Origin of the sequence: Ramlibacter lithotrophicus, assembly GCF_012184415.1 — a bacterium.
Lineage (GTDB): Bacteria > Pseudomonadota > Gammaproteobacteria > Burkholderiales > Burkholderiaceae_C > Ramlibacter > Ramlibacter lithotrophicus.
Window position 1 is genome coordinate 1,162,769 of the sequence record NZ_VTOX01000001.1, and the last position, 23,584, is coordinate 1,186,352.

The window sequence follows — 23,584 nt, forward strand, 5'->3', positions numbered from 1 at the left end:
GCGCGATTATCCCTGCCGCCCAGCTTGCGTGGGGTAACCCATCTCTACAATCGGCGCGGTGAATGCCCCCCTCGCGCCGCCGCGCCGCCCCATCCGCGAACTGCCCGACGAGCTGATCAGCCAGATCGCCGCCGGCGAAGTGGTCGAGCGACCCGCGTCGGTGGTGCGCGAACTGGTCGACAACGCGCTGGATGCGGGGGCCGCGCAGGTCACCGTGCGGCTGCTGGCGGGCGGCGTGCGGCTGATCAGCGTCGAGGACGACGGCGCCGGCATCGAGCGCGAGCAATTGCCGCTGGCCTTGCGCCGCCATGCCACCAGCAAGATCGGCTCGCTGGCCGACCTGGAATCGGTGGGCACCATGGGCTTTCGCGGCGAGGCGCTGGCGGCGATCGCCTCGGTGTCCGAACTGAGCATCCTGTCGCGGCCGGCCGGCCAGTCCAGCGCCTTCCTGCTGCACGCGGGCAGCGGCGAACTGCGGCCGGCGGCACGGGCCACCGGCACGACGGTGGAAGTCAAGGAGCTGTTCTTCAGCACGCCGGCGCGGCGCAAGTTCCTCAAGACCGACGCCACCGAGCTGGCACACTGCATCGAAGCCGTGCGGCGCCATGCGCTGGCGCGGCCCGACGTCGGCTTCGCGATCTGGCACGAAGGCAAGCTGGTCGAACAGTGGCGGCCCGCGACGCGCGAGCAGCGCCTGGCCGACGTGCTGGGCCAGGAACTGCTGGAGCAGAGCGTCGCCGTGGAATACAGCGCCGGCCCGCTGCGGGTCTGGGGCCGCGCCGGCGTGCCGGATGCCGCCCGCTCGCGCGCCGACCAGCAGTTCGCCTACGTCAACGGCCGCTTCGTGCGCGACAAGGTGCTGTCGCACGCCGCCCGCAGCGCCTACGAGGACGTGCTGCACGGCCAGCGCCAGCCGGTCTATGCGATCTACCTGGAGATCGATCCGGCGCGGGTCGACGTCAACGTGCACCCGACCAAGATCGAGGTGCGCTTTCGCGACAGCCGCGAAGTGCACCAGGCGGTGCGCCACGCGCTGGAGAACGCGCTGGCGGCGCCGCGCGCCGCGGCGGCCGCGCCTGCCCAAGGCAGCGTCCTCGCCGGCGAGCCGCGGCTGCAGGAAGTCGCCTGGCCGTCCTCGTCCTGGACCCAGCCGGGAATGAGTTTCCGGCCGGCGCCGGTCGCCGCCGACTGGGCCCGCGACCTGAACGCGCTCTGGCAGCCCTCGGGCTCTCTCCCTCCTGGGCAGGCCCAACTCCCTCCCCCGCTGGGGGAGGGCTGGGGTGGGGGCAGACCTCCTCACCCGGGGGAGGGTTGGGGTGGGGGCAACTCCCCCGCCGCCCTTCCAGCTGGCGACTGGCCCCTCGGCCGCGCCATCGCCCAGCTCCAGGGCATCTACATCCTGGCCGAGAACCGCGAGGGCCTGGTGATCGTGGACATGCACGCCGCCCACGAACGGATCGTCTACGAGCGCCTGAAGCACCAGTTCGCCGACCAGCGAGGGGCGCTGGCGAGCCAGCCGCTGCTGATCCCGGCGACGTTTGCCGCCACGCCCCAGGAAATCGCCACGGCTGAAGGCAGCGGCGAGACGCTGGCGGCGCTCGGCCTGGAGATCACGCCCTTCAGTGCCCGGACGCTGGCGGTGCGAGCGGTGCCCGGCAGCCTGGCGCAGGGCGACGCCGTGGAACTGGCGCGGGCGGTGCTGGCCGAACTGGCGCAGCACGATGCCAGCACGGTGGTCCAGCGGGCCCGCGACGAACTGCTGGCCACCATGGCCTGCCATGGCGCCGTGCGCGCCAACCGGCAGCTGACGCTCGAGGAAATGAATGCGCTGCTGCGGCAGATGGAGGAGACCGAGCGCTCCGACCAGTGCAACCATGGGCGGCCGACCTGGCGCCAGATCAGCCTCAAGGACCTGGACAGTTTGTTCCTGCGCGGCCGCTGACCGCACCAGAAGCGGGCAACTCGCACCAAAACAGGGCAATTTAACGCCGGATGCGCCGGAATGGGCTGTTGCCGCACCAAGTTATTCCGGCATTGCAGGAAATGCATAGGACAATACGCTCCTTGCATAACTGTCCAGCAAAGGGTGATTTGATGAAGCACGCGAGTCTCGAGGCGTTCCTGCAATACGTGGCGGATCGCAGCCCCGGCCAGCCCGAATACCTCCAGGCGGTGACCGAGGTCTTCGAGAGCCTGTGGCCGTTCGTCCAGGCGAATCCGAAGTACGCCGAGAACGCGTTGCTGGAGCGCATCGTCGACCCCGAGCGCATCGTCATCTTCCGGGTGTCGTGGGTGAACGACAAGGGCGAGGTGCAGGTCAACCGCGGCTACCGCATCCAGCACAGCCAGGCGATCGGCCCGTACAAGGGCGGCCTGCGCTTCCATCCTTCGGTGAACCTCTCGGTGCTGAAGTTCCTGGCCTTCGAGCAGACCTTCAAGAACGCGCTGACCACGCTGCCGATGGGCGGCGCCAAGGGCGGCTCCGACTTCGACCCCAAGCACAAGAGCGACGCCGAGGTCATGCGCTTCTGCCAGGCCTTCGTGACCGAGCTGGTGCGCCACATCGGCGCCGACACCGACGTGCCGGCCGGCGACATCGGCGTGGGCGGCCGCGAGGTCGGCTACATGGCCGGCATGGCCAAGAAGCTCACCAACCGCGCCGACTGCCTGTTCACCGGCAAGGGCATCTCGTTCGGCGGCTCGCTGATCCGCCCGGAGGCCACCGGCTACGGCACGGTCTACTTTGCGCAGGAGATGCTGCAGACCCAGGGCAAGTCGATGGAAGGCATGCGCGTCTCCGTCTCCGGCTCGGGCAACGTGGCGCAGTACACCGTCGAGAAGGCGATGCAGTTCGGCGCCAAGGTGCTCACGGTTTCCGACTCCGACGGCACCGTCTACGACAAGGACGGCTTCACGCCCGAGAAGCTGGCTCAGCTCATGGAGATCAAGAACGTCCAGTACGGCCGCTGCGAGGAATACGCGAAAAAGGTCGGCGCCAAGTTCCTGCCCGGCGTACGGCCGTGGAACGTGCCGGTGGAAGTGGCCCTGCCCGGCGCCACCCAGAACGAGCTGGACGGCAAGGATGCCGCCATGCTGATCGAGAACGGCGTACTGTGCGTGGCCGAAGGCGCCAACATGCCGTCGACCCTGGAGGCCGTGCACCTGTTCGAGCGCTCCGGCGTGCTGTACGCGCCGGGCAAGGCGACCAACGCCGGCGGCGTGGCCGTGTCGGGCCTGGAAATGAGCCAGAACGCGGCTCGCCTGTCCTGGACCCGCGAGGAAGTCGACGGCCGGCTGCAGCAGATCATGCACGCCATCCACCGCTCGTGCGTGCAGTACGGCAAGCGCCGCGACGGCCACGTCAGCTACGTGAACGGCGCCAACATCGCCGGCTTCGTCAAGGTGGCCGACGCGATGCTGCACCAGGGCGTGATCTAAGCGCAGCCCCCCGCCCGGCCGGCCCACGGAAGCGCATCCGTGGCCGGCCTTTCCCTTTCTTGCGCTGGTATGCTCCGGGGCCTTTCCAGCCTCGCATGCAATTTCGCGCCCGCGTCCTTCGCCGCACGCTGCCCGCCCTGGTGGTGGTCGCGCTGCTGTTCGCGCAGGCGCTCGGACTGCTGCACGGCATCGCCCACGGGCCGATCGCCGGCGCCCAGGCGCAAGTCGCGGCGAACGCGGCCGACGATCGCGACGCCGCGTCGGACGTCTTCTCGCACGAAGCCGGCGAGCCCACCTGCCGGCTGTTCGACGCGCTGACCTGCGGCGGTGCGGTCCCGACCGAGGCCGGCCCCGCCCCCGCCTGTCCGGCCGCGCTCGAGCGCCCGCTGGCGCACCAGGCGCCGCTCGCCGCTCGCGCTGCGCAGTTTCAGGCCCGCGGCCCTCCCGTTCTTTCCTGAGCCTCTTCCCGTGCAACGGCTGCCTGCCCGCGGGCCGGCGGCTGCTCGTCTCGTCCCACTCAGGAAAGTCATGTCCACCAACTTCGTCCGCGCCGCCATCGGCGCCGCCGCGGTTGCCGCCTGCGGCGGCTCCGCCCTCGCCCAGTCCGCCCTGCCCCCGGTCACCATCACGGGCAACCCGCTTGGCGGCTCCGACCTCGTCGCGCCGGCCGCCCAGCTCTCGGGAACCGGCCTCACCGTCCGCTCGCAAAGCACGCTCGGCGAGACCCTGAACCAGCTCCCCGGCGTGAGCAGCACCTACTTCGGCCCCAATGCCAGCCGCCCCGTCATCCGCGGGCTGGACGGCGACCGCATCCGCATCCTCAGCAACGGCGGCACGGCCCTGGACGTGTCGAACCTGAGTTACGACCACGCAGTCGCCGCCGACCCGCTCGCCATGGAGCGGATCGAAGTGCTGCGCGGGCCGGCCGCGTTGCTGTACGGCGGCAACGCGATCGGCGGCGTCGTCAACGTCATCGACAACCGCATCCCGCGCCAGCCCGGCGAAGGCGTGCTCGGCAAGGCCGACCTCGGGTACGCCACGGGCGGCCGGGAGAAGAACGCGGCCGCGATGGTGGAAACCGGCAACAGCCGCCTTGGCCTGCACGTGGACGCCTTCCGCCGCCGGCACGGCGACGTGCGCGTGCCCGCCGCGCTGGGCTGCACCCAGGGCGGCGTCAACCGCGTCGAGGCGCGCATCTGCAACTCGGGCAGCGAAGCGGACGGCGGCGCCGTCGGCGGCTCGCTGTTCTTCGACCGCGGGTATCTCGGCGCCTCGGCAACCACCTATGACAGCAGCTACGGCGCCGTGGCCGAGGACGAGGTGACCATCGGCATGCGCAGCAACCGCTACTCGCTGGAAGGCGAGCTGCGTCCCGGCGGGCTGGTGCAATCGGTCAAGGCGCGGGCCGGCCACGCCGACTACCGGCACACCGAGTACGAGGCCGCCGAAGCGGGCACGGTGTTCCGCAACCGCGGCAACGACCTGCGGCTGGAGGCGCGCCACGCGAAACTCGGGTCGCTGGAAGGCGTGCTCGGCCTGCAGGTGGAGAGCGCGCGCTTCTCGGCCGACGGCACCGAGGCCTTCGCGCCGTACAGCCGGACCCGCCAGCGCGCCCTCTTCCTGTACGAGGAGCTGGCCACCGGCTGGGGCAAGTTCACCTTCGGCGGCCGCGCGGAACACGTGCAGGTGGCCTCGGAGGGCAGTCCGCTCGTGGCTCGTTTCGCCCCCGCCTCGCGCAGCTTCAACCCTGGCAGCGCGTCGGTGGGCGTGCTGTGGAACGTGGCGCCGCGCTGGCAGGTCACGGGCAACCTGGCGCACAGCCAGCGCGCGCCCAAGGACTACGAGCTGTATGCCGACGGCCCCCACGTGGCGACCGGCGCGTATGAAGTCGGCAGCGCCGACCTGGGCAAGGAGCGTTCGACGCACGCCGAGGCCGGCGTGCAATGGAAGGACGGGGCCAGCAGCCTGCGCGTCAACGCGTTCAGCAGCCGCTTCGCCAACTACATCGCGCTGCTGGGCACCGGCAGGCTGCGTGACGCCGACGGCGGCGGCGCCGGTGGTACGGGCGCCGCCGATTGCGGCGACGGCACCTCGCTGGAGTCGGGCTGCAGCGCCGAAGTGATGCCGGAGATGGCCTACCAGGGCGTGCGGGCCACATTCCGCGGGGTCGAGGCGAGCGGGACCATGCGCGCATGGGATGCCGCAGGCCACACCGTCGACGTCGAGCTGCGCGGCGACCTGGTGCGTGCCATGAACCGCAGCATCGGGCAGCCGTTGCCGCGCATCGCGCCGGTGCGCGTCGGAGCGACCGGGACCTGGAGCCGCGGCCCCTGGTCGGCTCGGCTCGGCTTCGACCACCATGCGGCGCAGTCGCGCGTTCCGGCCGGCGACCGGCCGACCGGCTCGTACACACTCTGGCAGGCGTCCGCGCAGTACCGCATGCAGCTGCAGCGGGCGAGCCTGCTCTGGTATGCGCGCCTGGACAACGCCACCGACCGGCTCGCCTACAGCGCGACGTCGATCCTCACGCAGTCGGCGCCGGGCCGCGTGCCGCTGCCGGGGCGCAGTCTCAAGGTTGGGCTGCAGGCCAGCTTCTGAATAATTGGAATCTGACCCCGATTGGCCGAACTTTTCCAAGCTCGGCCACTCCCTCCTGGTTCCATGAAACGCTGGTCCTTCCTCGCCGCCGCCGTCACCGCCGTCGCCTTGAGCGTCGGCTGCGCCACGCTCGAGGAGCGCGAGCGGGCGCTGATCTTCCAGCCGAGCGACCGCGCCTGGGGCGGTTCTGCCGCATTGGCGGAAGGCATGGACGACGTGTGGATCGAGTTCGAGTCGAAGGTCAGCGAGGCGCCGGCCAGGCTGCACGGACTCTGGCTGCCCGCCGACAAGCCGGTGGGCGCCCCGGTGCTGCTGTACCTGCACGGCGCGCGCTGGAACGTCGCCGGCTCGGCGCCGCGCATCCGCCGCATGCACGAACTGGGCTTCTCGGTGCTGGCCATCGACTACCGCGGCTTCGGCAAGAGCACGCCGGGGCTACCGTCGGAGGAGATGGCGTACGAGGACGCGCGGGCCGCCTGGGACTGGCTGGCCGCGAAATATCCCGAGCGCCAGCGCTACATCTTCGGCCACTCGCTGGGCGGCGCCATCGCCATCGACCTGGCGTCGCGCGTGGCCGACGAGCGCGGCACGATCGTCGAAGGCACGTTCACATCGATCCCCGACGTCGCCAGCACGATGAAGTGGGGCTGGCTGCCGATCGGGCCGCTGATCTCGCAGCGCTTCGAGGCCGTGCGCAAGGTGGCCAAGGTCGGCTCGCCGCTGCTGGTGGTGCACGGCGACCAGGACCGCCTGATCCAGAGCGAGCTGGGCCGCAAGCTGTACGAGGCGGCGCAGGGCCGCAAGCGCTTCCTGCTGGTGGAAGGCGGCTCGCACCACAGCACCATGGCGGTGGGCCTCGCGCGTTACCGCGAAGCGCTGGCGGAGTTCTTCCAGCTGCACTGACCGTGCGGCCTGCCGGGGCCCGCCGCGACCACTTTCCCAAGCTCGACAATGGGTCCATACTGATCCGGCGGCCCGCCGCCGCGTCACGAACCGGAGGGGAAACATGGTTGCACCGTCGGAGTCGGCCATCCTGGCCTGCGTGCGGTTCTTCGAGACCTTGACCAAGGATTCGGTCGAAGACATCCGGACCCTGGCATCGCCCAGGATGCGCTATCGCGATCCCTTGACGGACGCCCAGGGCATAGACGCCGTGGTCGCGTACCTGCACAAGTGGTTCCGCGACCTCGACGACATCGGGTTCCAGCGCGGCGATCGTGCCCAGTGCGGCAACGTCCTGCTGTCGCACTGGACCATGCAGTTTCGCGTGAGGAAGATGCCGCGCCGGCAATGGACGATCGAAGGCATGTCCAGGACCACCTTCGACGACGACGGCAAGGTGGTCGACCACGTCGATTACTGGGACACCGCGCCGATGCTGGAAGCCTTCCCCGTCCTCGGCCGCGCCGTCACGCTGATCAGGAAGCTGGCGGCGTAACTCGCCACGGGCCGGCCGGCCGGGGCATACTGCGCCCGCATCCGAGGACACACCGATGCTGGAACTGGCCACCCTCATCCCGCGGCACGCGCGCTTCCGCCCCGACGCGACGGCCGTCGTGTTCGGCGACGAACGCCTTACCTACGCCCAGTTCGGCGCCCGCGTCGCTCGCGCCGCCAACCTGCTGCGCTCGCTGGGCATCCGCAAGGGCGACAAGGTCGCGACGGTGCTCGGCAACTCGCGCGAAGCGCTGGAACTGGTCTGGGCGGTGCCCGCCATCGGCGCCGCGCTGGTGCCGCTGTCGCCGCTGCTGATGCCGTCGGGTCTCGCCAGCCTGCTGCGCGACTCCGACGCGAAATGCCTGGTCAGCCAGCGCTCGATGCTGCCGGCGCTCGACGCCATCCGCGCCGAACTCGCGCCGCTGCTGCCGGGACGCGTGCTGCTGATCGACGGCGAGACGCGCGAGTTCGGCGACTACGCGGCGCTCACGGCAGCACAGGACGAGACGTTCGTCCCGGAGTCGTGCGGGCCCGACGACCTGTTCAACATCATGTACACCAGCGGCACGACGGGCCTGCCCAAGGGCATCATGCACAGCCACTACGTGCGGTCCATGTACTGCCTGCTGATGGCCGCCGCGTACCGCATGACGCCCGAGTCGCGCACCTTGCACGCCGGCGCCATCGTCTTCAACGGCGCCTACGTGACGATGATGCCGAGCTTCTGGCTGGGCGGGACCTACGTGCTGCTGCCGCAGTTCGACGCCGAAGCGACCATCGCCGCCATCGAGCGCGAGCGCATCACGCACATCGTGCTGGTGCCGACGCAGATCATCGCCATCCTCTCGTCGCCGCAGTATCGGCCCGAGCGCCTGGCGTCGCTGGAGTGCATCCTGTCGCTGGGGGCGCCGCTGCTGCAGCAGCACAAGGACCGCCTCAACGCCGACCTGCCGCACCGTTTCTACGAGCTGTACGGCCTGACCGAGGGCTTCCTCACGATCCTCGACCGTGAAGACGCCGTGCGCAAGGCGGGCTCGGTCGGACGCCCGCCGCAGCATTTCGACATGCGTATCGTCGACCTCGACGGCCGCGACCTGCCGCCGCGCGAGATCGGCGAGATCGTCGGCCGCGGCCCGGTCCGGATGCAGGGCTACTACAAGCGGCCAGACCTCACCCAGCAGGCGGTGAAGGGCGGCTGGCTGTTCAGCGGCGACATGGGCTACGTCGACGAGGAAGGCTTCCTGTACCTGGTGGACCGCAAGAAGGACATGATCGATTCGGGCGGCATGAAGGTGTATCCGCGCGATGTCGAGGAAGTCGTCGCCCGCCACCCCGCGGTGCGCGAAGTGGCCGTCTTCGGCGTGCCGCACGAGAAATGGGGCGAGACGCCGGTGGCCGCCGTGGTCCTGCGCGAGCCGCGTTCCGCCAGCGCCGCCGAGTTGCGCGACTGGATCAACGAGCGCGTGGCCGCGCGCTACCAGCGCGTGTCGGAGGTGCTGGTGCTGCCCGACTTCCCGCGCAGCGCCGCCGGCAAGACCCTCAAGCGTGAACTGCGGGCGCCGTACTGGGCCGGACGCGAGCAGAAGATCTGACGCCGCTGGCGCCTGCGCCATGACGGAGGGCTCCTCGAGCATGCCGTTGCAGGCCCCAGCCCCGCGCGTCCTGCAATGGCTGTGTCTCCAGGCACGGACAGGCCGCAGCGGTCCGCGCTGACAGGACAACGCGGCGACTCTGCTGAAACTCATCGCCTTTGACCCACCTGTCGAGGCATCATGAGCCAAACCGCACAGTCGCTAGCCGACCTCGCTCCCACCCTGCTGTGGTCCGATCCCACCAGCGGAGAAAACTGGGTCGACGTCAACGACACCACGCTGTGGTTCAGGTTCAGCGAGTACGTGCAGGCGCAGGCGGCCGCCGGACCGGTCGTGCTCAAGACCGCCGGCGGCGCCGTGGTGGCGAGTTGGGACCAGATCGCGGCGGAACCGATGGCGCCCCAGTGGGCATCTCTCGCGTTGCCTGCGCCGCTCGCGCCCGACACGGCCTACCGCCTCGAGTTCCCGTCCGGGGCAGTCGTCGACTTCGCGCGCAATCCATCGGCGAGCATGGCGCTCGATTTCCGGACCGCCGTTCCGCTGCCTGACTCGGCGCCCTCCCTCTTCAGGCCCGCAGCTGCGAGCCAGGCGAACGCGCTGGCGGCCGGCGAACAGACGCAGCCGCAGATCGCGCAGTTGGCCGACGGCAGCTTCTTCGTGGCGTGGGCGTCGATCCCCACGGCGAGCGCTTCGACACTGGACGGAGAGATCCGCGGCCAGCGCTATGACGCGAACGGCGCGAAGATCGGTGGCGAGGTGTTGCTGGCGCAGGACGCCGTCGTGCCGCTCGTCGACGCCCTGGAGGGCGGCGGCTTCGTGCTCACGTGGGAGGGGCCGCGCATAGCTTCTGACGGCAGCACCACGATGTTCACGCAGCGTTTCGACGCCACCGGACAATCGCTCGGCGCACCGGTCGCACCGAACACCACCCAACACGTCAGCCTTCACCCGGCGAAGACGGTTGCGCTCGATGGCGGCGGCCATCTGGTGTCATGACACTGCGCGATGGCGGCGGCGCCCTCGCCACGACCAAACTCCTGGCCCAGCGGTTCGATGCGAACGGGGCCAAGGTGGGCGGCGAGATGAGCATCGGCTCTGGGTTGAGCGGCTGGGACGTCGCGGCAGTCGCCGGCGGCGGCTGGGCGTTGATGACCCACGGCATCGACGCCCGCTACGGCGGCCTCGACAAGTTCGAGACGACGCTGTTCGACGGCTCCGGGGCCGTGGTCACCAGCATTTCGAGCTACGCCCGCGGGTTCTATCCGGAACTCGCCACCCTCGCCAACGGCACGGTCCTGGCGAGCAACGGCTGGCAGTTCGAGGTGTTCGACGCATCGGGCACGCCGCTCGCGCCACCCGTCGACTTCGACCTGCCGGGGCTGACGCACGAGAACTTCACGCGGATCCTGGTCACGCCCCGGGGCGATGGCGGCTTTTTCGCGGCGTGGAAGGAGGTCGATGCAAGCAACGAGCCGACCGGCGTCATCCTTGCCCAGTCCTTCGATGCCGCCGGTCATCGCGTCGGCCCGCCGGTGCAGGTGCCCGGAACGATGCTCGCGGCAACCCCCGAGGGCGGCTTCCTGGCAGCCTTCGAAGTGACCAATGCTGGGACCGCCACGGACGTGCAGGTCCAGAAATTCGAGGCGGTGACGGCGCCGCCCCCCGGCTCCGACACGGTGGCGCCCGCCCCGATCGACTTCTTTCCCGCCTCGGGCAGCAACTCGCTGCCGCCGGACTGGAACCTCGCCATCACCTTCGACGAGGCGGTGCAGGCCGGCGCCGGGACGATCACGCTGCGCACGGCAGGCGGCCAGGTGGTGCAGACGTTCGATGTCGCCAGCGATCCCCGCATCCGGTTCAACGGGGCCAGCGTGATCATCGATCCGGCAGCCGACCTGCTGCCGGGCGCGCACTATCAGCTGGTCGTCGCCCCCGGTGCGATCACGGACCTGGCCGGGAACGCCTATGCGGGCGTGAGCGACTACGGGTTCATGACGGCGGGCCAACCCCCTGCCGGAGGCGACGCCGGCGCGCCCGTGGCGGTCGACTTCTTTCCCGCCGCCGGCAGCAACACGCTGCCACCCGACTGGAACCTGGCCATCACCTTCAACGAAGCAGTGCAGGCGGGCGCCGGCACGATCACGCTGCAGACGTCAGGCGGCCAGGTGGTGCAGACGTTCGATGTTGCCAGCGACCCCGGCATCCGCTTCGTGGACCGCAGCGTGGTGATCGATCCGGCGGCCGACCTGCTGCCCGGCACCACGTACCAGCTCGTCGTCAGCCCCGGCGCCATCCAGGATCTCGCCGGCAATGCCTATGCGGGCGTCAGCGACTACGGCTTCACCACGGCGGGCCAGCCGCCGGCCGGAGGAGACCCCGGCGCGCCCGTGGCGGTCGACTTCTTCCCCGCCGCCGGCAGCAATACGCTGCCGCCCGACTGGAGCCTGGCCATCACCTTCAACGAGGCGGTGCAGGCGGGCTCCGGCACGATCACGCTGCAGACGGCAGCCGGCCAGGTGGTGCAGACGTTCGCGACGGCCACCGATCCTGGCATCCGCTTCGACGGAGCCAGCGTGATCATCGACCCGGCGGCCGACCTGCAACCCGGAACGACGTACCAGTTGGTCGTCAGCGCGGATGCCGTGCGTGACCTCGCCGGCAACGCCTCCGCCGGGGTGAGCGGCCACAGCTTCTCCACCGCAGGATCCGCGCCGCCGCCGGGAGGCGATTCGACGGCCCCCGCCGCCATCGACTTCTTCCCCGCCGCAGGCAGCAACACGCTACCGCCCGACTGGAGCCTGGCCATCACCTTCGACGAGGACGTGCAGGCGGGCGCCGGGACGATCACGCTGCAGACCGCGGGCGGCCAAGTGGTGCAGACGTTCGCGACTGCCACGGATCCAGGCATCCGCTTCAACGGAGCCAGCGTGATCATCGACCCGACGGCCGATCTGCAACCCGGAACGACGTACCAGCTGGTCGTCAGTGCCGATGCGATCGAGGATCTTTCCGACAACGCCTTCGCCGGCGTGAGCGGACATGCGTTCACGACAGCCGGAACCTCCACCGGCCCTAACGAAGGGCCGATCCTGCTGGGTCGCTTCCCGGAGAGCAAGATCCCGGTGGACTGGAACATGAGCCTCACCTTCAACGAGGCAGTGAAAGCCGGCTCCGGCACGATCACGCTGGAGACCGCGGCCGGCGACGTGGTGGAGACGTTCGTGACCGCGACGCACCCCGGCATCCAGTTCAGCGGCCCCAACGTCATCATCAACCCGACGGCCGACCTGCAGGCGGGAACGACGTATCGGCTGGTAGTCAGCCCCGATGCGGTGGAGGACCTGTCCGGCCTCGCCTATTCGGGAGTCACCTTCTGGCCGTTCACCGCGACGGCCAGCCAGGACATCGTCGCTCCCACGGCCACCGGGTTTGTTCCGGCGCCCGGCAGCAACACGCTGCCGCCGGACTCCAACTTCACCATCACCTTCGACGAACCGGTGCAGGCGGGTTGGGGCACGATCACCTTGCTCACGGCACATGGCGATTGGGTGCAGGCATTTACCACGGCCACCGACGCGGGCATCCACTTCACCGGGTCGAGCCTGGTCATCGATCCGGCGAACAACCTGCAGCCTGGGACCGACTACAAGTTGCTGTTCGGACCCGGCGCGGTCGAGGATCTCGCCGGCAACGAGGCCGCCATCCAGGACTACTTCTTCACTACGGCACTCGTCGGGGTGCCACCGGCCTGAGCGGCGCGCACCTCCGTCATCCGTGTCCCGGCCGGCCGGGCCGCGGCGGTCTTCCTACAGCGCATGGCCGCGGCGTCCGACCGGCGCCGCCGAGCTGACGCCGTAATGTGGCCAGATGGCGAAGGAACGCAAGGGCCGCGCCGAGCCCGACAATGACGCTGCCGCGCCCGCGAGCAGCCCCGACCCGCGCGACTGCGTACGGGTGCGCGGCGCCCGCGAGCACAACCTGAAGGACGTAGCCGTCGACATCCCGCGCGGCGCGCTGGTGGTGTTCAGCGGAGTTTCGGGCTCGGGCAAGTCGTCGCTGGCCTTCGGCACCATCTACGCCGAGGCCCAGCGCCGCTACCTCGAATCGGTGTCGCCGTATGCGCGGCGGCTGATCGACCAGGCCGGCGTGCCCGACGTCGACTCCATCGAAGGCCTGCCGCCGGCCGTGGCGCTGCAGCAGGCGCGCGGCACGCCCAGCGTGCGCTCCTCGGTGGGCAGCGTCACCACCATCTCCAGCCTGCTGCGGATGTTGTACTCGCGGGCCGGCAGCTACCCGCCGCACCAGCCGATGCTGTACGCGGAGGACTTCTCGCCCAACACGCCGCAAGGCGCCTGCCCGCGCTGCCACGGCCAGGGCCGCATTTACGACGCAAACGAGGCGTCGATGGTGCCGGACCCCAGCCTCACCATCCGCGAGCGTGCCATCGCCGCCTGGCCGCCGGCGTGGCACGGGCAGAACCTGCGCGACATCCTGGTGACGCTGGGCTACGACGTCGACAAGCCGTGGCGCGACCTGCCGAAAAAGGATCGCGACTGGATCCTCTACACCGGCGAGACGCCCACGGTGCCGGTGTATGCCGGCTTCACCCCCAAGGAGACGCGGGCCGCGCTGCGCTCGAAGATGGAGCCCAGTTACATGGGCACCTTCACCAGCGCGCGCGACTACGTGCTGAACACCTTTGCCAACAGCCAGAGCGCGCTGATGAAGAAGCGCGTATCGCAGTACATCGTCAGCACGCCCTGCCCCGCGTGCCAGGGCAAGCGGCTCAAGCCCGAGGCGCTGTCGGTGCGCTTTGCCGGCCATGACATCGGCGAGCTGTCGCAGCTGCCGCTGGCCGACGTCGCCGAGCTGCTGCGCCCCGCGGCCGAAGGCCGGCTGCAGGACGATGCGGCCGACCGGGCGACGCTCAGTCGCGGCGAGGCGAAGCGCGCCGTCGCCGATCGCGTGGCGCACGGCGGCTCGGCGCATGCCGCCGCGCCCGACGTACGGCGCACGCCGAATCTCTCCGAAGAAAAGCGCATCGCCGCGCAGCGCCTCGCCCACGACGTGCTGGCGCGGCTGAAGACGCTGATCGACCTGGGCCTGGGCTACCTGTCGCTGGATCGCAGCACGCCGACGCTGTCGCCGGGCGAACTGCAGCGGCTGCGGCTGGCGACCGCGCTCGGCTCGCACCTGTTCGGCGTGATCTATGTGCTGGACGAACCCTCCGCCGGCCTGCACCCCGCCGACGGCGAGGCGCTGCTGGCCGCGCTGCAGCGACTGAAAGCTTCCGGCAACAGCGTGTTCCTGGTGGAACACGACGTCGCGATGATGCGGCGCGCCGACTGGCTGGTGGACGTGGGACCGGACGCCGGCGAGCGCGGCGGCCGCGTCCTCTACAGCGGCCCGCCCGAGGGACTGGCGCGGGTCGCGCAGTCGCACACGCGCCAGCACCTATTCGGCGAGGCGCACCTGCCCGAGCGCGCGCCGCGCGACCCGGCCGGCTGGCTGCGCCTGCAAGGCATCACGCGCAACAACCTGCAGGGGCTGGACGCCGCCTTTCCGCTGGGATGCTTCACGTCGGTGACGGGCGTGTCGGGATCGGGCAAGTCGAGCCTGGTGAGCCAGGCGCTGCTGGAACTGGTGGCGAAGCATCTGGGACAGCCCGCGCCGGACGCGGCCGAAGACGAAGCCGACCTGATCGAGGAACAGGTGCGCACCACCAGCGGCCGGTTGGCCGGCGACCTGCACGCCATCCGCCGGCTGGTGCAGGTGGACCAGAAGCCGATCGGCCGCACGCCGCGATCGAACCTGGCCACTTACACCGGCCTGTTCGACGCCGTGCGCAAGCTGTTTGCCGCGACGCCTGCCGCGCGCAAACGCCGCTACGACGCCGGCCGTTTCTCGTTCAACGTGCCCAAGGGCCGCTGCGCCACCTGCGAAGGCGAAGGCTTCGTGATGGTGGAGCTGCTCTTCATGCCCAGCGTCTACGCGCCCTGCCCCGACTGCCACGGCGCGCGCTACAACGCGCAGACGCTGGAGATTGAGTGGAACGGCAAGAGCATCGCCCAGGTGCTGGGCATGACCGTCAGCGAAGCGGCAGAGTTCTTCGCCGAGGAGCCCGCCGTGGCCCGCCCGCTGCAGGTGCTGCAGGACATCGGCCTGGGCTACCTGCGCCTGGGCCAGCCCGCCACGGAGCTTTCGGGCGGCGAGGCCCAGCGCATCAAGCTCGCCACCGAGCTGCAGCGCGCCCACCGCGGCGACACCTTGTACGTGCTGGACGAACCCACCACCGGCCTGCACCCTTCCGACGTCGACCGCCTGCTCGCGCAGTTGCAGCGGCTGGTCGACGAAGGCAACACCGTGATCGTCGTGGAGCACGAGATGCGCGTGGTCGCGCAAAGCGACTGGGTGGTCGATATCGGGCCGGGGGCGGGACGCGATGGCGGGAGGATCGTGGCGGAGGGACGGCCGGAGGCGGTGGCGAAGGCGAAGGGGAGTCGGACGGCGGGGTATTTGGCGGAGGCGATGGTGCGGTCGGCCCCGTGAGCGAGGGATACTCGAGGTGCTACGCATCTGTCGATCCCCACATAGTGCAGTTCTTCTAATGATCACTTGATGGGACCTGTGGGTCGTTCGGCGTCACCGTATTGCGGTCGGGCCATCCGGGTGTAGCATTCCGGGTATGCAACTCGCTACTGGTACTGTCATCGATGGAAAAGTGGTCCTCGAGGGCGCCAACTTGCCTGAGGGCACAGTCGTGACCGTGCTGGCTCGCGACGCGGAGGAGACCTTCGATCTTCCTCCGGAGCTCGAGACCGAACTGGCGGCTTCCATCGCCGAGGCTGACCGTGGCGAGACCGTGACGGCCGCAGAACTCTTCGAGCGGCTTCGCCGCATCGCCTGAGCTGAGCGTGCTCGCGGTCGAGGTCACTCCGCGAGCGCTCGCACAGATCGAACGTGCCGCGTTATGGTGGGCTGAGAATCGGCCTGCGGCTCCAGACGCGATTCGCGTGGACCTGGGGGAGGCGCTCGAAGTGCTCGCCCAGCAACCTGGCATCGGGGCGCGCTGCAGCGCGCGGCACTACCCCGACATCCGTCGGCTCTATCTCGCCCGCACCAGATATCACGTGTACTACCGCGTGACTGGCGGCACGCTGGTTGTTCTTGCGTTCTGGCACGCGAGTCGCGGCCACGGTCCTGCGCTCTGAGGCTGTGATGTCGAAGAGGTCAATCGACGAGCTCCACCTCGAGATCACCGAGCGCTCCAACTGGCAGCCCTTCTACGAAAACCGGGAGCGGGCCTGCCCCATCTTCGTGCTTGCGCCGGACGAAAACCTCGACGAGTGGGTTCGTGCGGGTGCTCTCGAAGGCCAGCGAGCGCTGGACATCGGCTGCGGCAACGCGCGCAACGCCATCTATCTTGCGAGGCAGGGGTTCGCGGTTGACGCCGTGGACCAATCGGCGTCGGCTGTCAAATGGGCACGTGAGGAAGTCGGCAAGGCTGGCGTGGCGGTCGCCGTTCACTGCACGTCGATATTCGATCGCGAACTCCGTGCCGGCACCTACGACTTCGCCTACGACAGTGGTTGCTTTCATCACATTCCCCCGCATCAGCGCACGAGGTACGTTCACCTCGTCTCGAGCGCATTGAAGCCTGGCGGCGCGTTCGGGCTGGTGTGCTTCACGCCCGAAGGCGGCAACAACTTCCCGGACGACGAGGTGTACGAGCGTGGCTCGCTCGGCTGGGGCCTCGGCTACGACGAGGAGCGCCTGCGCCACCTCTGGGGGGCGGAGTTCGACATCCTGGTGTTCCGCCGGATGCGGAACCAACCCGAGGGGGCCAAACTCTTCGGCAAGGACTTCCTCTGGACAATGCTCGCGCGGCGGAAGTGATCGCCGGAACCCGTCATGCATTTACTCCCCCTCCTCTGCCTGCCCCTCCTGCTCTCCGTCGCCGCGACTGCCCTGCACGCCCAAGACCAGCCGCGCCCCGCCTACTCGCTGCGCCAGGACACCCCCTCCACCGGCACCAACATCAAGCGCGACATCGTCACGGGCGGCATCGTTCCCTACGACAAGCGCTATGCCGAACTCACGCCCGAACAGCAGGCGGCCGTCAAGGCGCTGTACGAGCAGCTCGGGCCCGGCGACGAGCCGCCGTTTCCGGCCGGCGGACTGGCGCCGATCTTGAAGGCCGTCGCGGCCGCGCAGCAGAAGCTGCAGGTGACCGGCGGTCTGACGATGGCCGTGCAAGTCAATCCGCAAGGCGAGGCCACGTCGGTGGAGGTGCTGCGGTCGCCCGATCCGCGGATGGTGCAGTTCGTCGCGGCCGTGCTGATGCTCCAGAAGTACAAGCCGGCGCTGTGCAACGGCAGCCCCTGCACGATGCAGTTCCCGTTCCGCATGGAGTTCACCCGGCGGCGCTGACGGGCCGGGGCGCACAACAAGTGCGCCTGCGCCTTCGTCCATCCTGCCACGCACGGGGTTTCCGAAACGGCCGGTGACTGCCAGAATCGGCCGCAGATTGGGTCACCGCCCGGAGCGCGCCACGACCGCGATGCGCTTCCTGGCTGATCCAATCGTCGGGTTCGCTACTGCCGCGAACGTGATCTTGCCCAACCTGGTCTGGCGGTCGAGCAAAGAGGAAAGCGATGTCAACTCCGATACGGGTCAGCGAAACCGTCGAGGCCCATTACACCCGGCCCGATCTTGGCGGCGCCATCCTGGCTGCACTCGAGCAGGCCGGCAAGGATCTCGATCGCCTGACGCCCGAAGACCTGGCCCCGATCGACGAGTTTCACATTCGCGGCCGGGTGGCGACGCTCGAACTGGCGCGCGCTGCCAATCTCGACGCCACCAAGCACGTGCTCGACGTGGGCAGCGGGATCGGTGGCACCTCGCGCTGTCTTGCCCGGGAGTTCGGATGCCGCGTCACCGGGATCGACCTGACCGAAGAGTATTGCCGCGCCGCCGCGATGCTGTCCGACCGGACGGGGCTCGCTGCCCTCGTCGAATATCGCCAGGGAGACGCCACGAACCTGCCGTTTCCGGATGCTTCGTTCGACGTCGTCTGGACCGAGCATGTGGCGATGAACATCCCGGACAAGGCCAGGCTGTACGGCGAGATGCATCGGGTTCTCAAACCTGGCGGAACGCTCGCGATCCACGACATTCTTGCCGGGCCGTCCGGTCCCGTCGTGTTCCCCGTCCCCTGGGCGCGCACCGCGGAATCGAGCTTCCTGGCGACGCCGGAACAGTTGCGCGAACTGCTCGAGAGCGCCGGTTTCACCGTGGCAACTTGGTCCGACACCACGGATGTGGCGCGTGCGTGGTTCGTCAGGCTGGCGGAGAAGATCCGCAAGGACGGCCTGTCGCCGCTCGGCTTTCATGTGCTGCTCGGGTCCGACTTTTCGGCCATGGCACAGAACCAGCGGCGCAACCTGGAGGAGGGGCGGATCGCCCTCGCACAGGTGATCGCCACCAAGTGATCGATGCCAGCGGCGCGACGGCACATGAAGTACCCTGCGCCTTCGTCCATCCAGGGAGCTGCCCATGTTCTTGCCGCCGCCGGAGCCCACTGCCGCCGTGGAGCGCATCTACGAATCGAACCAGGCCGCCCAGGGGTTCGTCATGAACCTCACCTCGGCGTGGGCGTGGCGACCCGACATCTTCGACTCGTTTGCCGCGCTGCGCGGCCAGCTCACGTCGAGCTCGGGCCTGTCCAGGCGCGACCAGGCCGTGCTGGTGTGTGCGATGGCTTCGCAATTGCAGGATTCGTACTGCTCGCTGGCCTGGGGCAAGACGCTGGCCGCCGAAGCCGGCGCCACGGCGGCTGGAGCAGTGCTCAAAGCCGGTGACGACGCCGCGCTGACCGCCCGCGACCGCGCGCTGGCGGCCTGGGCGCGCAAGGTCGTCGCCGATCCGAACGGCACGACGCCTGCCGACGTCGCCATGCTGCGCAGCGCCGGACTCGACGATCGCGCGATCTTCGAAGCGACGGCTTTCGTGGCGTTCCGGCTCGCGTTCTCCACCGTCAACGACGCGCTGGGGGCGAATCCCGACTGGCAGCTGGTCGACACCGCGCCGGCCGAGGTTCGCTCGGCCGTCACGTACGGGCGGCGGCCGGGCGCGGCGCCGGCGGACACCCCACTGCCCTGACACGCGGCGTTGGCAGCCGACGAAACATAGCGTATTTGCTATACTCTCGTCCGTGAACTGGGAGATCCGGTACCACGACGAGAGACTCCAGGAGGCCGTACTCGCGCTTCCTGCCGGGCTCCTGGCGCGATATCTGCAGTTGACCGATCGCATGCTCGAGTACGGTCCCGACCTCGGAATGCCTCACACACGGGCGATGGGCTCCGGTCTGTTCGAGCTTCGATTGAAGTCACAGGAAGGTATTGGCCGGGTGTTCTACTGCACTCTGGTGGGCCGCCGGATCGTCATGCTCCATCAGTTCGTGAAGAAGACCAACAGGACGCCGCCGAAAGAACTTGCAGTGGCGCGCAAGCGGATGAAGGAGTGGAAGGATGCTGACGCATAAGCAGTTGCGTGCGAAGGCGCTTCGGGATAGCGAAGTGCAAGCCGAGTTCGAGAAAACCCGGGAAGAGTTCGCTCTCCTGGACGAGTTTCTGAAGGCGCGCACCCAGAAGGGTCTCACACAGGCGCAGGTCGCCGAGAAGATCGGGACGACCCAGTCGGCCGTGGCGCGGATGGAGTCCGGCCGCGGCAAGCATTCGCCATCCATTGCCACCCTTTCACGCTACGCAGAGGCGCTCGGCTGCAAGCTGGAGATCCGCCTGGTCCGCCAGCGGGGGCGTCGCGTGACCTGACGGGTCGAGGAGATGGCCGATGAGCGCGCCTGACATCACGCATCCATTCAAGGCGGCGTCTGCGCTGGCCCTCCTCCTCTACGTCGTCTTCCTTTGTGTACCGAACCGCGCGTGGGCCGATCGGTCGCTGGAGCAGGCGCTGGCCGCCAAGGACCCGAAAGCGGTGCAGCGGGTCATCAGGGAAGCCGCCACCGTCGAACCGCACCTGCTGATGCAGGCGGCGGTTCCATTGCTCGAGGGCGGCCAGCGCGACCAGGCCGTGTTCTGGTTCTACTCCGGCCAGTTGCGCGCACGGTATTGGCCGACGCTCCAGGGGCAGAACGCCCAGATCCTCACGATCCTTGTCATGACCCTCGGCGAGCAGGTCAACGCCGCGGCATTCCGCGATATCCCGGCGCTGGTGAAGACGCTCGACGCCGTCGTCGCCTGGGACGAGAAAACGTTCGCGCGATGGGCCGTGGCCATGAAGCTGGACCCAACCGACCCGACGATGCGCGAACGCCGCCGCAAGGCGATCGATGGGCTCGGACCTTTCAAGGCGCGATTGCTCGCCGAGCGCGAAGCGCTGGAGCAGCAGGCGCGCGAATACAAGAGCCCGGCGCAGATCGAGAAAGAACGCGAGGAAGCCGTCGCCCGCAATTACTCGCAGGCCCCCGTGGAGGTCGATGTGGCCGGAACCCGGTTCAGGGTCCCGGCGCACTACATCTCCCCGCAAGGCGAGGTGGCCAGGTCCGAGCAGCGGTTGCCGAGCATCGGATTCTGGGTCTTCCTGCCCGACTTCGGCGGCTACACCCGCGACAACTGGCGGCAACCACTTGGCGACCCCGCCGCCATCCTCATCCGGGTCGCCGCGGAAACGCGCGCCCGCCCCGAAGACGAGGTGGAGCGTTTCCTGGCCGAAGGCGGCGCCGACACCGAGCGGGTCGGCGACCGCGAGGCGACGGTCTACGATTACCGCAAGACGCAAGCTCGCCTGCCGGTCAACGTGGTCTCGCGCCACCATGTCTTCAAGGCGGTCAAGGCCGGCGGCGGTCCGTACTACGCCGTGTGCGACGCGGAGCGGGGCATCAGCGAGGAGGGTGCGCGCTGCGAAATGTTTTTCGGCGATGCCCAGCGCGGCCTGCGCGTCTCCGCGTTGTTTCGGCGTATCCACCTGGTCCGCATGGCGGAGATCGAGGAACGCCTGAGCGCGATGCTCGAGTCGTGGATCGTCAAGTGAGGAAGACTATCGGGCGCGGTCGCACCTCGCGCAGCCGAACCCCGGTTCGGCCTGGCACCGCCGGCCGCTGCCGTCACACCCACAACCGGTACAGCCAGAACGACTCGTCTTCGGCGTAGCGCCTTGCGAATTCCGCGGGCGCGAAGCCGGTGATCCGCTTGGTGGCACGCACCAGGTGTGCCTGGTCGGCGAAACCCTCTTCCTGGGCGAGTCCCGCCCAGTCGAAGGGCGCACCGGCCTCGTAGCGTTGACGCGCTGCGAAGAACAGGCCTTCGGTCCTGACCAGGGCGGTCCATTCACGCAGCGAGCGGCCGCTCATCGCCTTGATCCGGCGCTCCACCTGGCGCGGGCTGTGCGTGCGGCGCCACTGCATCGCCTGCCATGCCAGGTGTTGGAGCCAGTGGCGTCCGATCCGGCGCAGCGATGCCAGCGGCGCCTGAGCCGGCCGCAACGCTTGCCAGCGGGGGGCGAGGTGCCGCTCCAGTGCGCGCAGGCTCGCCGCGTCGTCCGGCGCCGAACGCAGCGCATCCAGCAGCGGCCTCCACGAAGAATCGAGCGCCTCGCGGGCCGGCACGAACCGGTCCTGCAGCAGGCGCGCGTCCAACCCGAACAGGGCCTGGGCCACGTCCACGGTCAGGATGACGATGACGCCGCGTCCGGGGCCGGGCGCCCAAGTCACGGTGGGCGCGGACTGGCTTCCGGAAACCATCACGTGCGAGTCGAACGGGCGCCACGACTTGCCTCCGCCCGTGGGCTCCACCAGCCCGACGTCGAAGCCCTGAAAGCAGCTGAGGCACATCAGCGGCGAGGCCGGAAAGTGGGTCAAGCGCTGCGCGTCGTCCAGCGGCGTGCCGCGGATGTCCCGGCAGACCACGGCGACCACGGCACCTTGCAGGCCGGTGGTCGGCAGGTGCAGCCGTTCATGGTGCCCGCCCTGCGCACGCGGCGCCCGTGCGAAAGGGGCGGGGCAAGCCGGCCGTGACGGGAGCGAGACACTTGGCATCTCCGCGAGCATACCGTCGGCGCAGCGCCGGCCATGTCGTTTGCGTTCAAGACAGAAAGCCCGGCCGGGAGAACACTGCAGGCGAAGACCGATTCAACTTGTCCCCTCAAGGCTGGCCCATGAGAGTGCTGATTTCTGCAGCCGGCAGTCACGGCGACGTGCTTCCCTTCGTTGCGCTGGGCCGTGAATTCGCCGCGCGAGGCCACGAGGTCATCCTCTATGCCAACCCCTTCTTCCGCCGTTGCGCGGCGGACGCGTCGATCGCCTTCGTTCCCATCAGCACGGAAGACGCCTACCGGACGCTCTTCCGGGAAACGGTCGAGCGCCATCCCAGGAAAGCCTTCAAGCGGGTGGCCAGCGAACTGGCCGACATCGCCCCGGGTTACTACCACGCGATGAAGGCGGATGTCGTGCCCGGCGAAACCATCACGGTCGGCGGCTCCCTGCTGTTCGCGCCGCGGTTGCTGCGGGAGACCGACGGCATCCCTTGCGCGACGGTCCATCTGGCGCCTGCGGTGTTCCGGTCGAACGCGAGTCCGGCCCGGCTGGTGCCCCACTGGATCGATGCCCGCACCCCGCCGCCCGTGAAGCGGCTCGCGTGGTGGATGCTCGATACGTTCTTCTACGACCCGAACTTCACGCGGCCGTGCAACAGGTTGCGCGCCGAGCTTGGCTTGCCCCCTGTCGAGCGAATGTTCGCTTCCTGGATTCACGCAGCCGATTGCGTCGTCGGCATGTTTCCGGACTGGTTCGCGCAGCCCCAGGACGACTGGCCCTCGCATGCGGTCCTTGCCGGCTTTCCACTGCATGACCGCGGCGAGCGCCTTGCGCTGCCGCAGGACCTTCGCGAATTCATCGAGGCAGGCCCGCCTCCCGTGGGCTTTTCGGCGGGGACGGCCACGGCAACCGCCCACGGCTTCTTCGAAGCGTCCGCCAGGGCCTGCAAGGAAGCCGGGCTGAGGGGGGTTCTCCTGTCGCACTTCCCCGAGCAGATCTCCGCGTCGCTGCCCTCGAACGTCATTCACGTGAACTACGCGCCGTTCGGCGAACTGCTGCCCAGGCTGGCCGCCTTCGTTCATCACGGCGGCATTGGCTCCACCAGCCAGGCTTTCAGGGCGGGCGTGCCCCAGCTCATCCGGCCCGTGGCCTATGACCAGTTCGACAACGCCAGCCGGGCGGTGCGTCTCGGCGTCGCCAAGGAGCTGTTGCCCAAGCAGTACACCGCGCGAGCCGTGGCCGGTGCACTGAAGGATCTGGTCTCCGACAGCACGACCCGTCGGCGCTGCCAGGAAGTGGCGACACGCCTTGCCGCTTGCAATGCACCCGCCGTCGCGTGCGAGTCGATCCTGGATCGGCTCTGGGGGTCCGGCGCTCCGGCCGCCGGACGTCATCACCCCGCTGTCATGCAGGTTTCATGAGCCGGGCCTACAGTCCGGAGGCCCGCAGCCTCGCGGGTGCCAAA

At 69.2% G+C, this 23,584-nt stretch carries 21 protein-coding genes; 20 read left to right on the forward strand and 1 reads right to left on the reverse strand.

What is annotated here, in order from left to right:
• The first annotated feature begins 58 nt into the window (after window positions 1–58).
• The 19 genes from mutL to RAMLITH_RS05575 all read left to right on the forward strand — a co-directional run bounded on the left by mutL (window position 59) and on the right by RAMLITH_RS05575 (window position 21,119).
• Window positions 59–1,942, forward strand: coding sequence for a DNA mismatch repair endonuclease MutL (gene mutL, locus RAMLITH_RS05485; RefSeq protein WP_168106271.1), 1,884 nt, complete (start codon window positions 59–61; stop codon window positions 1,940–1,942).
• Window positions 1,943–2,094: 152 nt separating this feature from the next.
• On the forward strand, window positions 2,095–3,438 hold the full coding sequence (gene gdhA / locus RAMLITH_RS05490) for an NADP-specific glutamate dehydrogenase (RefSeq protein WP_168106272.1): 1,344 nt from the start codon (window positions 2,095–2,097) through the stop codon (window positions 3,436–3,438).
• Between the two features lie 95 nt (window positions 3,439–3,533).
• Window positions 3,534–3,896 (forward strand): hypothetical protein, encoded by a 363-nt coding sequence (locus RAMLITH_RS05495; protein WP_168106273.1) that lies wholly within the window; start codon window positions 3,534–3,536, stop codon window positions 3,894–3,896.
• A gap of 70 nt (window positions 3,897–3,966) precedes the next feature.
• The gene (locus tag RAMLITH_RS05500) at window positions 3,967–6,036 is read left to right on the forward strand and encodes a TonB-dependent receptor (RefSeq protein WP_168106274.1); all 2,070 of its coding nucleotides are present in this window, start codon (window positions 3,967–3,969) and stop codon (window positions 6,034–6,036) included.
• A 63-nt stretch (window positions 6,037–6,099) separates the two neighbouring features.
• A complete protein-coding gene (locus RAMLITH_RS05505; RefSeq protein ID WP_168106275.1) occupies window positions 6,100–6,939 on the forward strand; it encodes an alpha/beta hydrolase in 840 nt (279 codons plus the stop codon).
• Between the two features lie 103 nt (window positions 6,940–7,042).
• Window positions 7,043–7,474 carry a nuclear transport factor 2 family protein gene (locus RAMLITH_RS05510; RefSeq protein WP_168106276.1) on the forward strand — a complete coding sequence of 144 codons (432 nt, stop codon included), beginning with the start codon at window positions 7,043–7,045 and terminating at the stop codon, window positions 7,472–7,474.
• A 55-nt stretch (window positions 7,475–7,529) separates the two neighbouring features.
• Complete coding sequence (locus tag RAMLITH_RS05515) at window positions 7,530–9,065, forward strand: class I adenylate-forming enzyme family protein (RefSeq protein WP_168106277.1); 1,536 nt, start codon at window positions 7,530–7,532, stop codon at window positions 9,063–9,065.
• 180 nt (window positions 9,066–9,245) lie between these two features.
• Complete coding sequence (locus RAMLITH_RS05520) at window positions 9,246–10,061, forward strand: Ig-like domain-containing domain (protein WP_168106278.1); 816 nt, start codon at window positions 9,246–9,248, stop codon at window positions 10,059–10,061.
• On the forward strand, window positions 10,058–12,817 hold the full coding sequence (locus tag RAMLITH_RS05525) for an Ig-like domain-containing domain (RefSeq protein ID WP_168106279.1): 2,760 nt from the start codon (window positions 10,058–10,060) through the stop codon (window positions 12,815–12,817). The genes RAMLITH_RS05520 and RAMLITH_RS05525 overlap by 4 nt, the downstream gene beginning before the upstream one ends.
• Before the next feature lie 115 nt (window positions 12,818–12,932).
• Window positions 12,933–15,614, forward strand: coding sequence for an excinuclease ABC subunit UvrA (locus RAMLITH_RS05530; RefSeq protein WP_168106280.1), 2,682 nt, complete (start codon window positions 12,933–12,935; stop codon window positions 15,612–15,614).
• Between the two features lie 136 nt (window positions 15,615–15,750).
• Window positions 15,751–15,972, forward strand: a complete 222-nt coding sequence (locus RAMLITH_RS05535; protein ID WP_168106281.1) for a hypothetical protein — start codon at window positions 15,751–15,753, stop codon at window positions 15,970–15,972.
• A gap of 7 nt (window positions 15,973–15,979) precedes the next feature.
• Window positions 15,980–16,276, forward strand: a complete 297-nt coding sequence (locus tag RAMLITH_RS05540) for a type II toxin-antitoxin system RelE/ParE family toxin (RefSeq protein ID WP_168106282.1) — start codon at window positions 15,980–15,982, stop codon at window positions 16,274–16,276.
• A gap of 7 nt (window positions 16,277–16,283) precedes the next feature.
• Window positions 16,284–16,961, forward strand: a complete 678-nt coding sequence (locus tag RAMLITH_RS05545) for a class I SAM-dependent methyltransferase (protein ID WP_168106283.1) — start codon at window positions 16,284–16,286, stop codon at window positions 16,959–16,961.
• 15 nt (window positions 16,962–16,976) lie between these two features.
• Window positions 16,977–17,495 carry an energy transducer TonB gene (locus RAMLITH_RS05550; protein WP_168106284.1) on the forward strand — a complete coding sequence of 173 codons (519 nt, stop codon included), beginning with the start codon at window positions 16,977–16,979 and terminating at the stop codon, window positions 17,493–17,495.
• A gap of 224 nt (window positions 17,496–17,719) precedes the next feature.
• Window positions 17,720–18,556: a class I SAM-dependent methyltransferase gene (locus RAMLITH_RS05555; protein WP_168106285.1), complete on the forward strand. Its 837-nt coding sequence runs from the start codon at window positions 17,720–17,722 to the stop codon at window positions 18,554–18,556.
• 64 nt (window positions 18,557–18,620) lie between these two features.
• Complete coding sequence (locus RAMLITH_RS05560; protein ID WP_168106286.1) at window positions 18,621–19,226, forward strand: carboxymuconolactone decarboxylase family protein; 606 nt, start codon at window positions 18,621–18,623, stop codon at window positions 19,224–19,226.
• 52 nt (window positions 19,227–19,278) lie between these two features.
• On the forward strand, window positions 19,279–19,611 hold the full coding sequence (locus tag RAMLITH_RS05565; RefSeq protein ID WP_168106287.1) for a type II toxin-antitoxin system RelE/ParE family toxin: 333 nt from the start codon (window positions 19,279–19,281) through the stop codon (window positions 19,609–19,611).
• A complete protein-coding gene (locus RAMLITH_RS05570) occupies window positions 19,598–19,900 on the forward strand; it encodes a helix-turn-helix domain-containing protein (protein WP_168106288.1) in 303 nt (100 codons plus the stop codon). Before RAMLITH_RS05565 ends, RAMLITH_RS05570 begins: the two co-directional genes overlap by 14 nt.
• Before the next feature lie 19 nt (window positions 19,901–19,919).
• Entirely contained in the window at window positions 19,920–21,119 is a 1,200-nt protein-coding gene (locus RAMLITH_RS05575) for a hypothetical protein (protein ID WP_168106289.1), read from the forward strand.
• Window positions 21,120–21,192: 73 nt separating this feature from the next.
• Here the strand turns inward: RAMLITH_RS05575 and RAMLITH_RS05580 are convergent, their stop codons facing one another.
• Window positions 21,193–22,122, reverse strand: a complete 930-nt coding sequence (locus tag RAMLITH_RS05580; RefSeq protein WP_168106290.1) for a helix-turn-helix domain-containing protein — start codon at window positions 22,120–22,122, stop codon at window positions 21,193–21,195.
• Between the two features lie 119 nt (window positions 22,123–22,241).
• Between RAMLITH_RS05580 and RAMLITH_RS05585 the strand changes: the two genes are divergently transcribed.
• Window positions 22,242–23,540: a glycosyltransferase gene (locus RAMLITH_RS05585; protein ID WP_168106291.1), complete on the forward strand. Its 1,299-nt coding sequence runs from the start codon at window positions 22,242–22,244 to the stop codon at window positions 23,538–23,540.
• Window positions 23,541–23,584: the final 44 nt, after the last annotated feature.

What these genes read in the sequence shown, in the direction of transcription:
- RAMLITH_RS05530 (WP_168106280.1), top strand. Translation starts at nt 12,933, where the DNA reads ATGGCGAAGGAACGCAAGGGCCGCGCCGAGCCCGACAATGACGCTGCC.
- RAMLITH_RS05570 (WP_168106288.1), top strand. Translation starts at nt 19,598, where the DNA reads ATGCTGACGCATAAGCAGTTGCGTGCGAAGGCGCTTCGGGATAGCGAA.
- RAMLITH_RS05510 (WP_168106276.1), top strand. Translation starts at nt 7,043, where the DNA reads ATGGTTGCACCGTCGGAGTCGGCCATCCTGGCCTGCGTGCGGTTCTTC.
- RAMLITH_RS05525 (WP_168106279.1), top strand. Translation starts at nt 10,058, where the DNA reads ATGACACTGCGCGATGGCGGCGGCGCCCTCGCCACGACCAAACTCCTG.
- RAMLITH_RS05520 (WP_168106278.1), top strand. Translation starts at nt 9,246, where the DNA reads ATGAGCCAAACCGCACAGTCGCTAGCCGACCTCGCTCCCACCCTGCTG.
- RAMLITH_RS05580 (WP_168106290.1), bottom strand. Translation starts at nt 22,122, where the DNA reads ATGCCAAGTGTCTCGCTCCCGTCACGGCCGGCTTGCCCCGCCCCTTTC.
- RAMLITH_RS05535 (WP_168106281.1), top strand. Translation starts at nt 15,751, where the DNA reads ATGCAACTCGCTACTGGTACTGTCATCGATGGAAAAGTGGTCCTCGAG.
- RAMLITH_RS05505 (WP_168106275.1), top strand. Translation starts at nt 6,100, where the DNA reads ATGAAACGCTGGTCCTTCCTCGCCGCCGCCGTCACCGCCGTCGCCTTG.
- RAMLITH_RS05560 (WP_168106286.1), top strand. Translation starts at nt 18,621, where the DNA reads ATGTTCTTGCCGCCGCCGGAGCCCACTGCCGCCGTGGAGCGCATCTAC.
- RAMLITH_RS05550 (WP_168106284.1), top strand. Translation starts at nt 16,977, where the DNA reads ATGCATTTACTCCCCCTCCTCTGCCTGCCCCTCCTGCTCTCCGTCGCC.
- RAMLITH_RS05545 (WP_168106283.1), top strand. Translation starts at nt 16,284, where the DNA reads ATGTCGAAGAGGTCAATCGACGAGCTCCACCTCGAGATCACCGAGCGC.
- RAMLITH_RS05555 (WP_168106285.1), top strand. Translation starts at nt 17,720, where the DNA reads ATGTCAACTCCGATACGGGTCAGCGAAACCGTCGAGGCCCATTACACC.
- RAMLITH_RS05575 (WP_168106289.1), top strand. Translation starts at nt 19,920, where the DNA reads ATGAGCGCGCCTGACATCACGCATCCATTCAAGGCGGCGTCTGCGCTG.
- RAMLITH_RS05495 (WP_168106273.1), top strand. Translation starts at nt 3,534, where the DNA reads ATGCAATTTCGCGCCCGCGTCCTTCGCCGCACGCTGCCCGCCCTGGTG.
- RAMLITH_RS05500 (WP_168106274.1), top strand. Translation starts at nt 3,967, where the DNA reads ATGTCCACCAACTTCGTCCGCGCCGCCATCGGCGCCGCCGCGGTTGCC.
- RAMLITH_RS05515 (WP_168106277.1), top strand. Translation starts at nt 7,530, where the DNA reads ATGCTGGAACTGGCCACCCTCATCCCGCGGCACGCGCGCTTCCGCCCC.
- RAMLITH_RS05585 (WP_168106291.1), top strand. Translation starts at nt 22,242, where the DNA reads ATGAGAGTGCTGATTTCTGCAGCCGGCAGTCACGGCGACGTGCTTCCC.
- gdhA (WP_168106272.1), top strand. Translation starts at nt 2,095, where the DNA reads ATGAAGCACGCGAGTCTCGAGGCGTTCCTGCAATACGTGGCGGATCGC.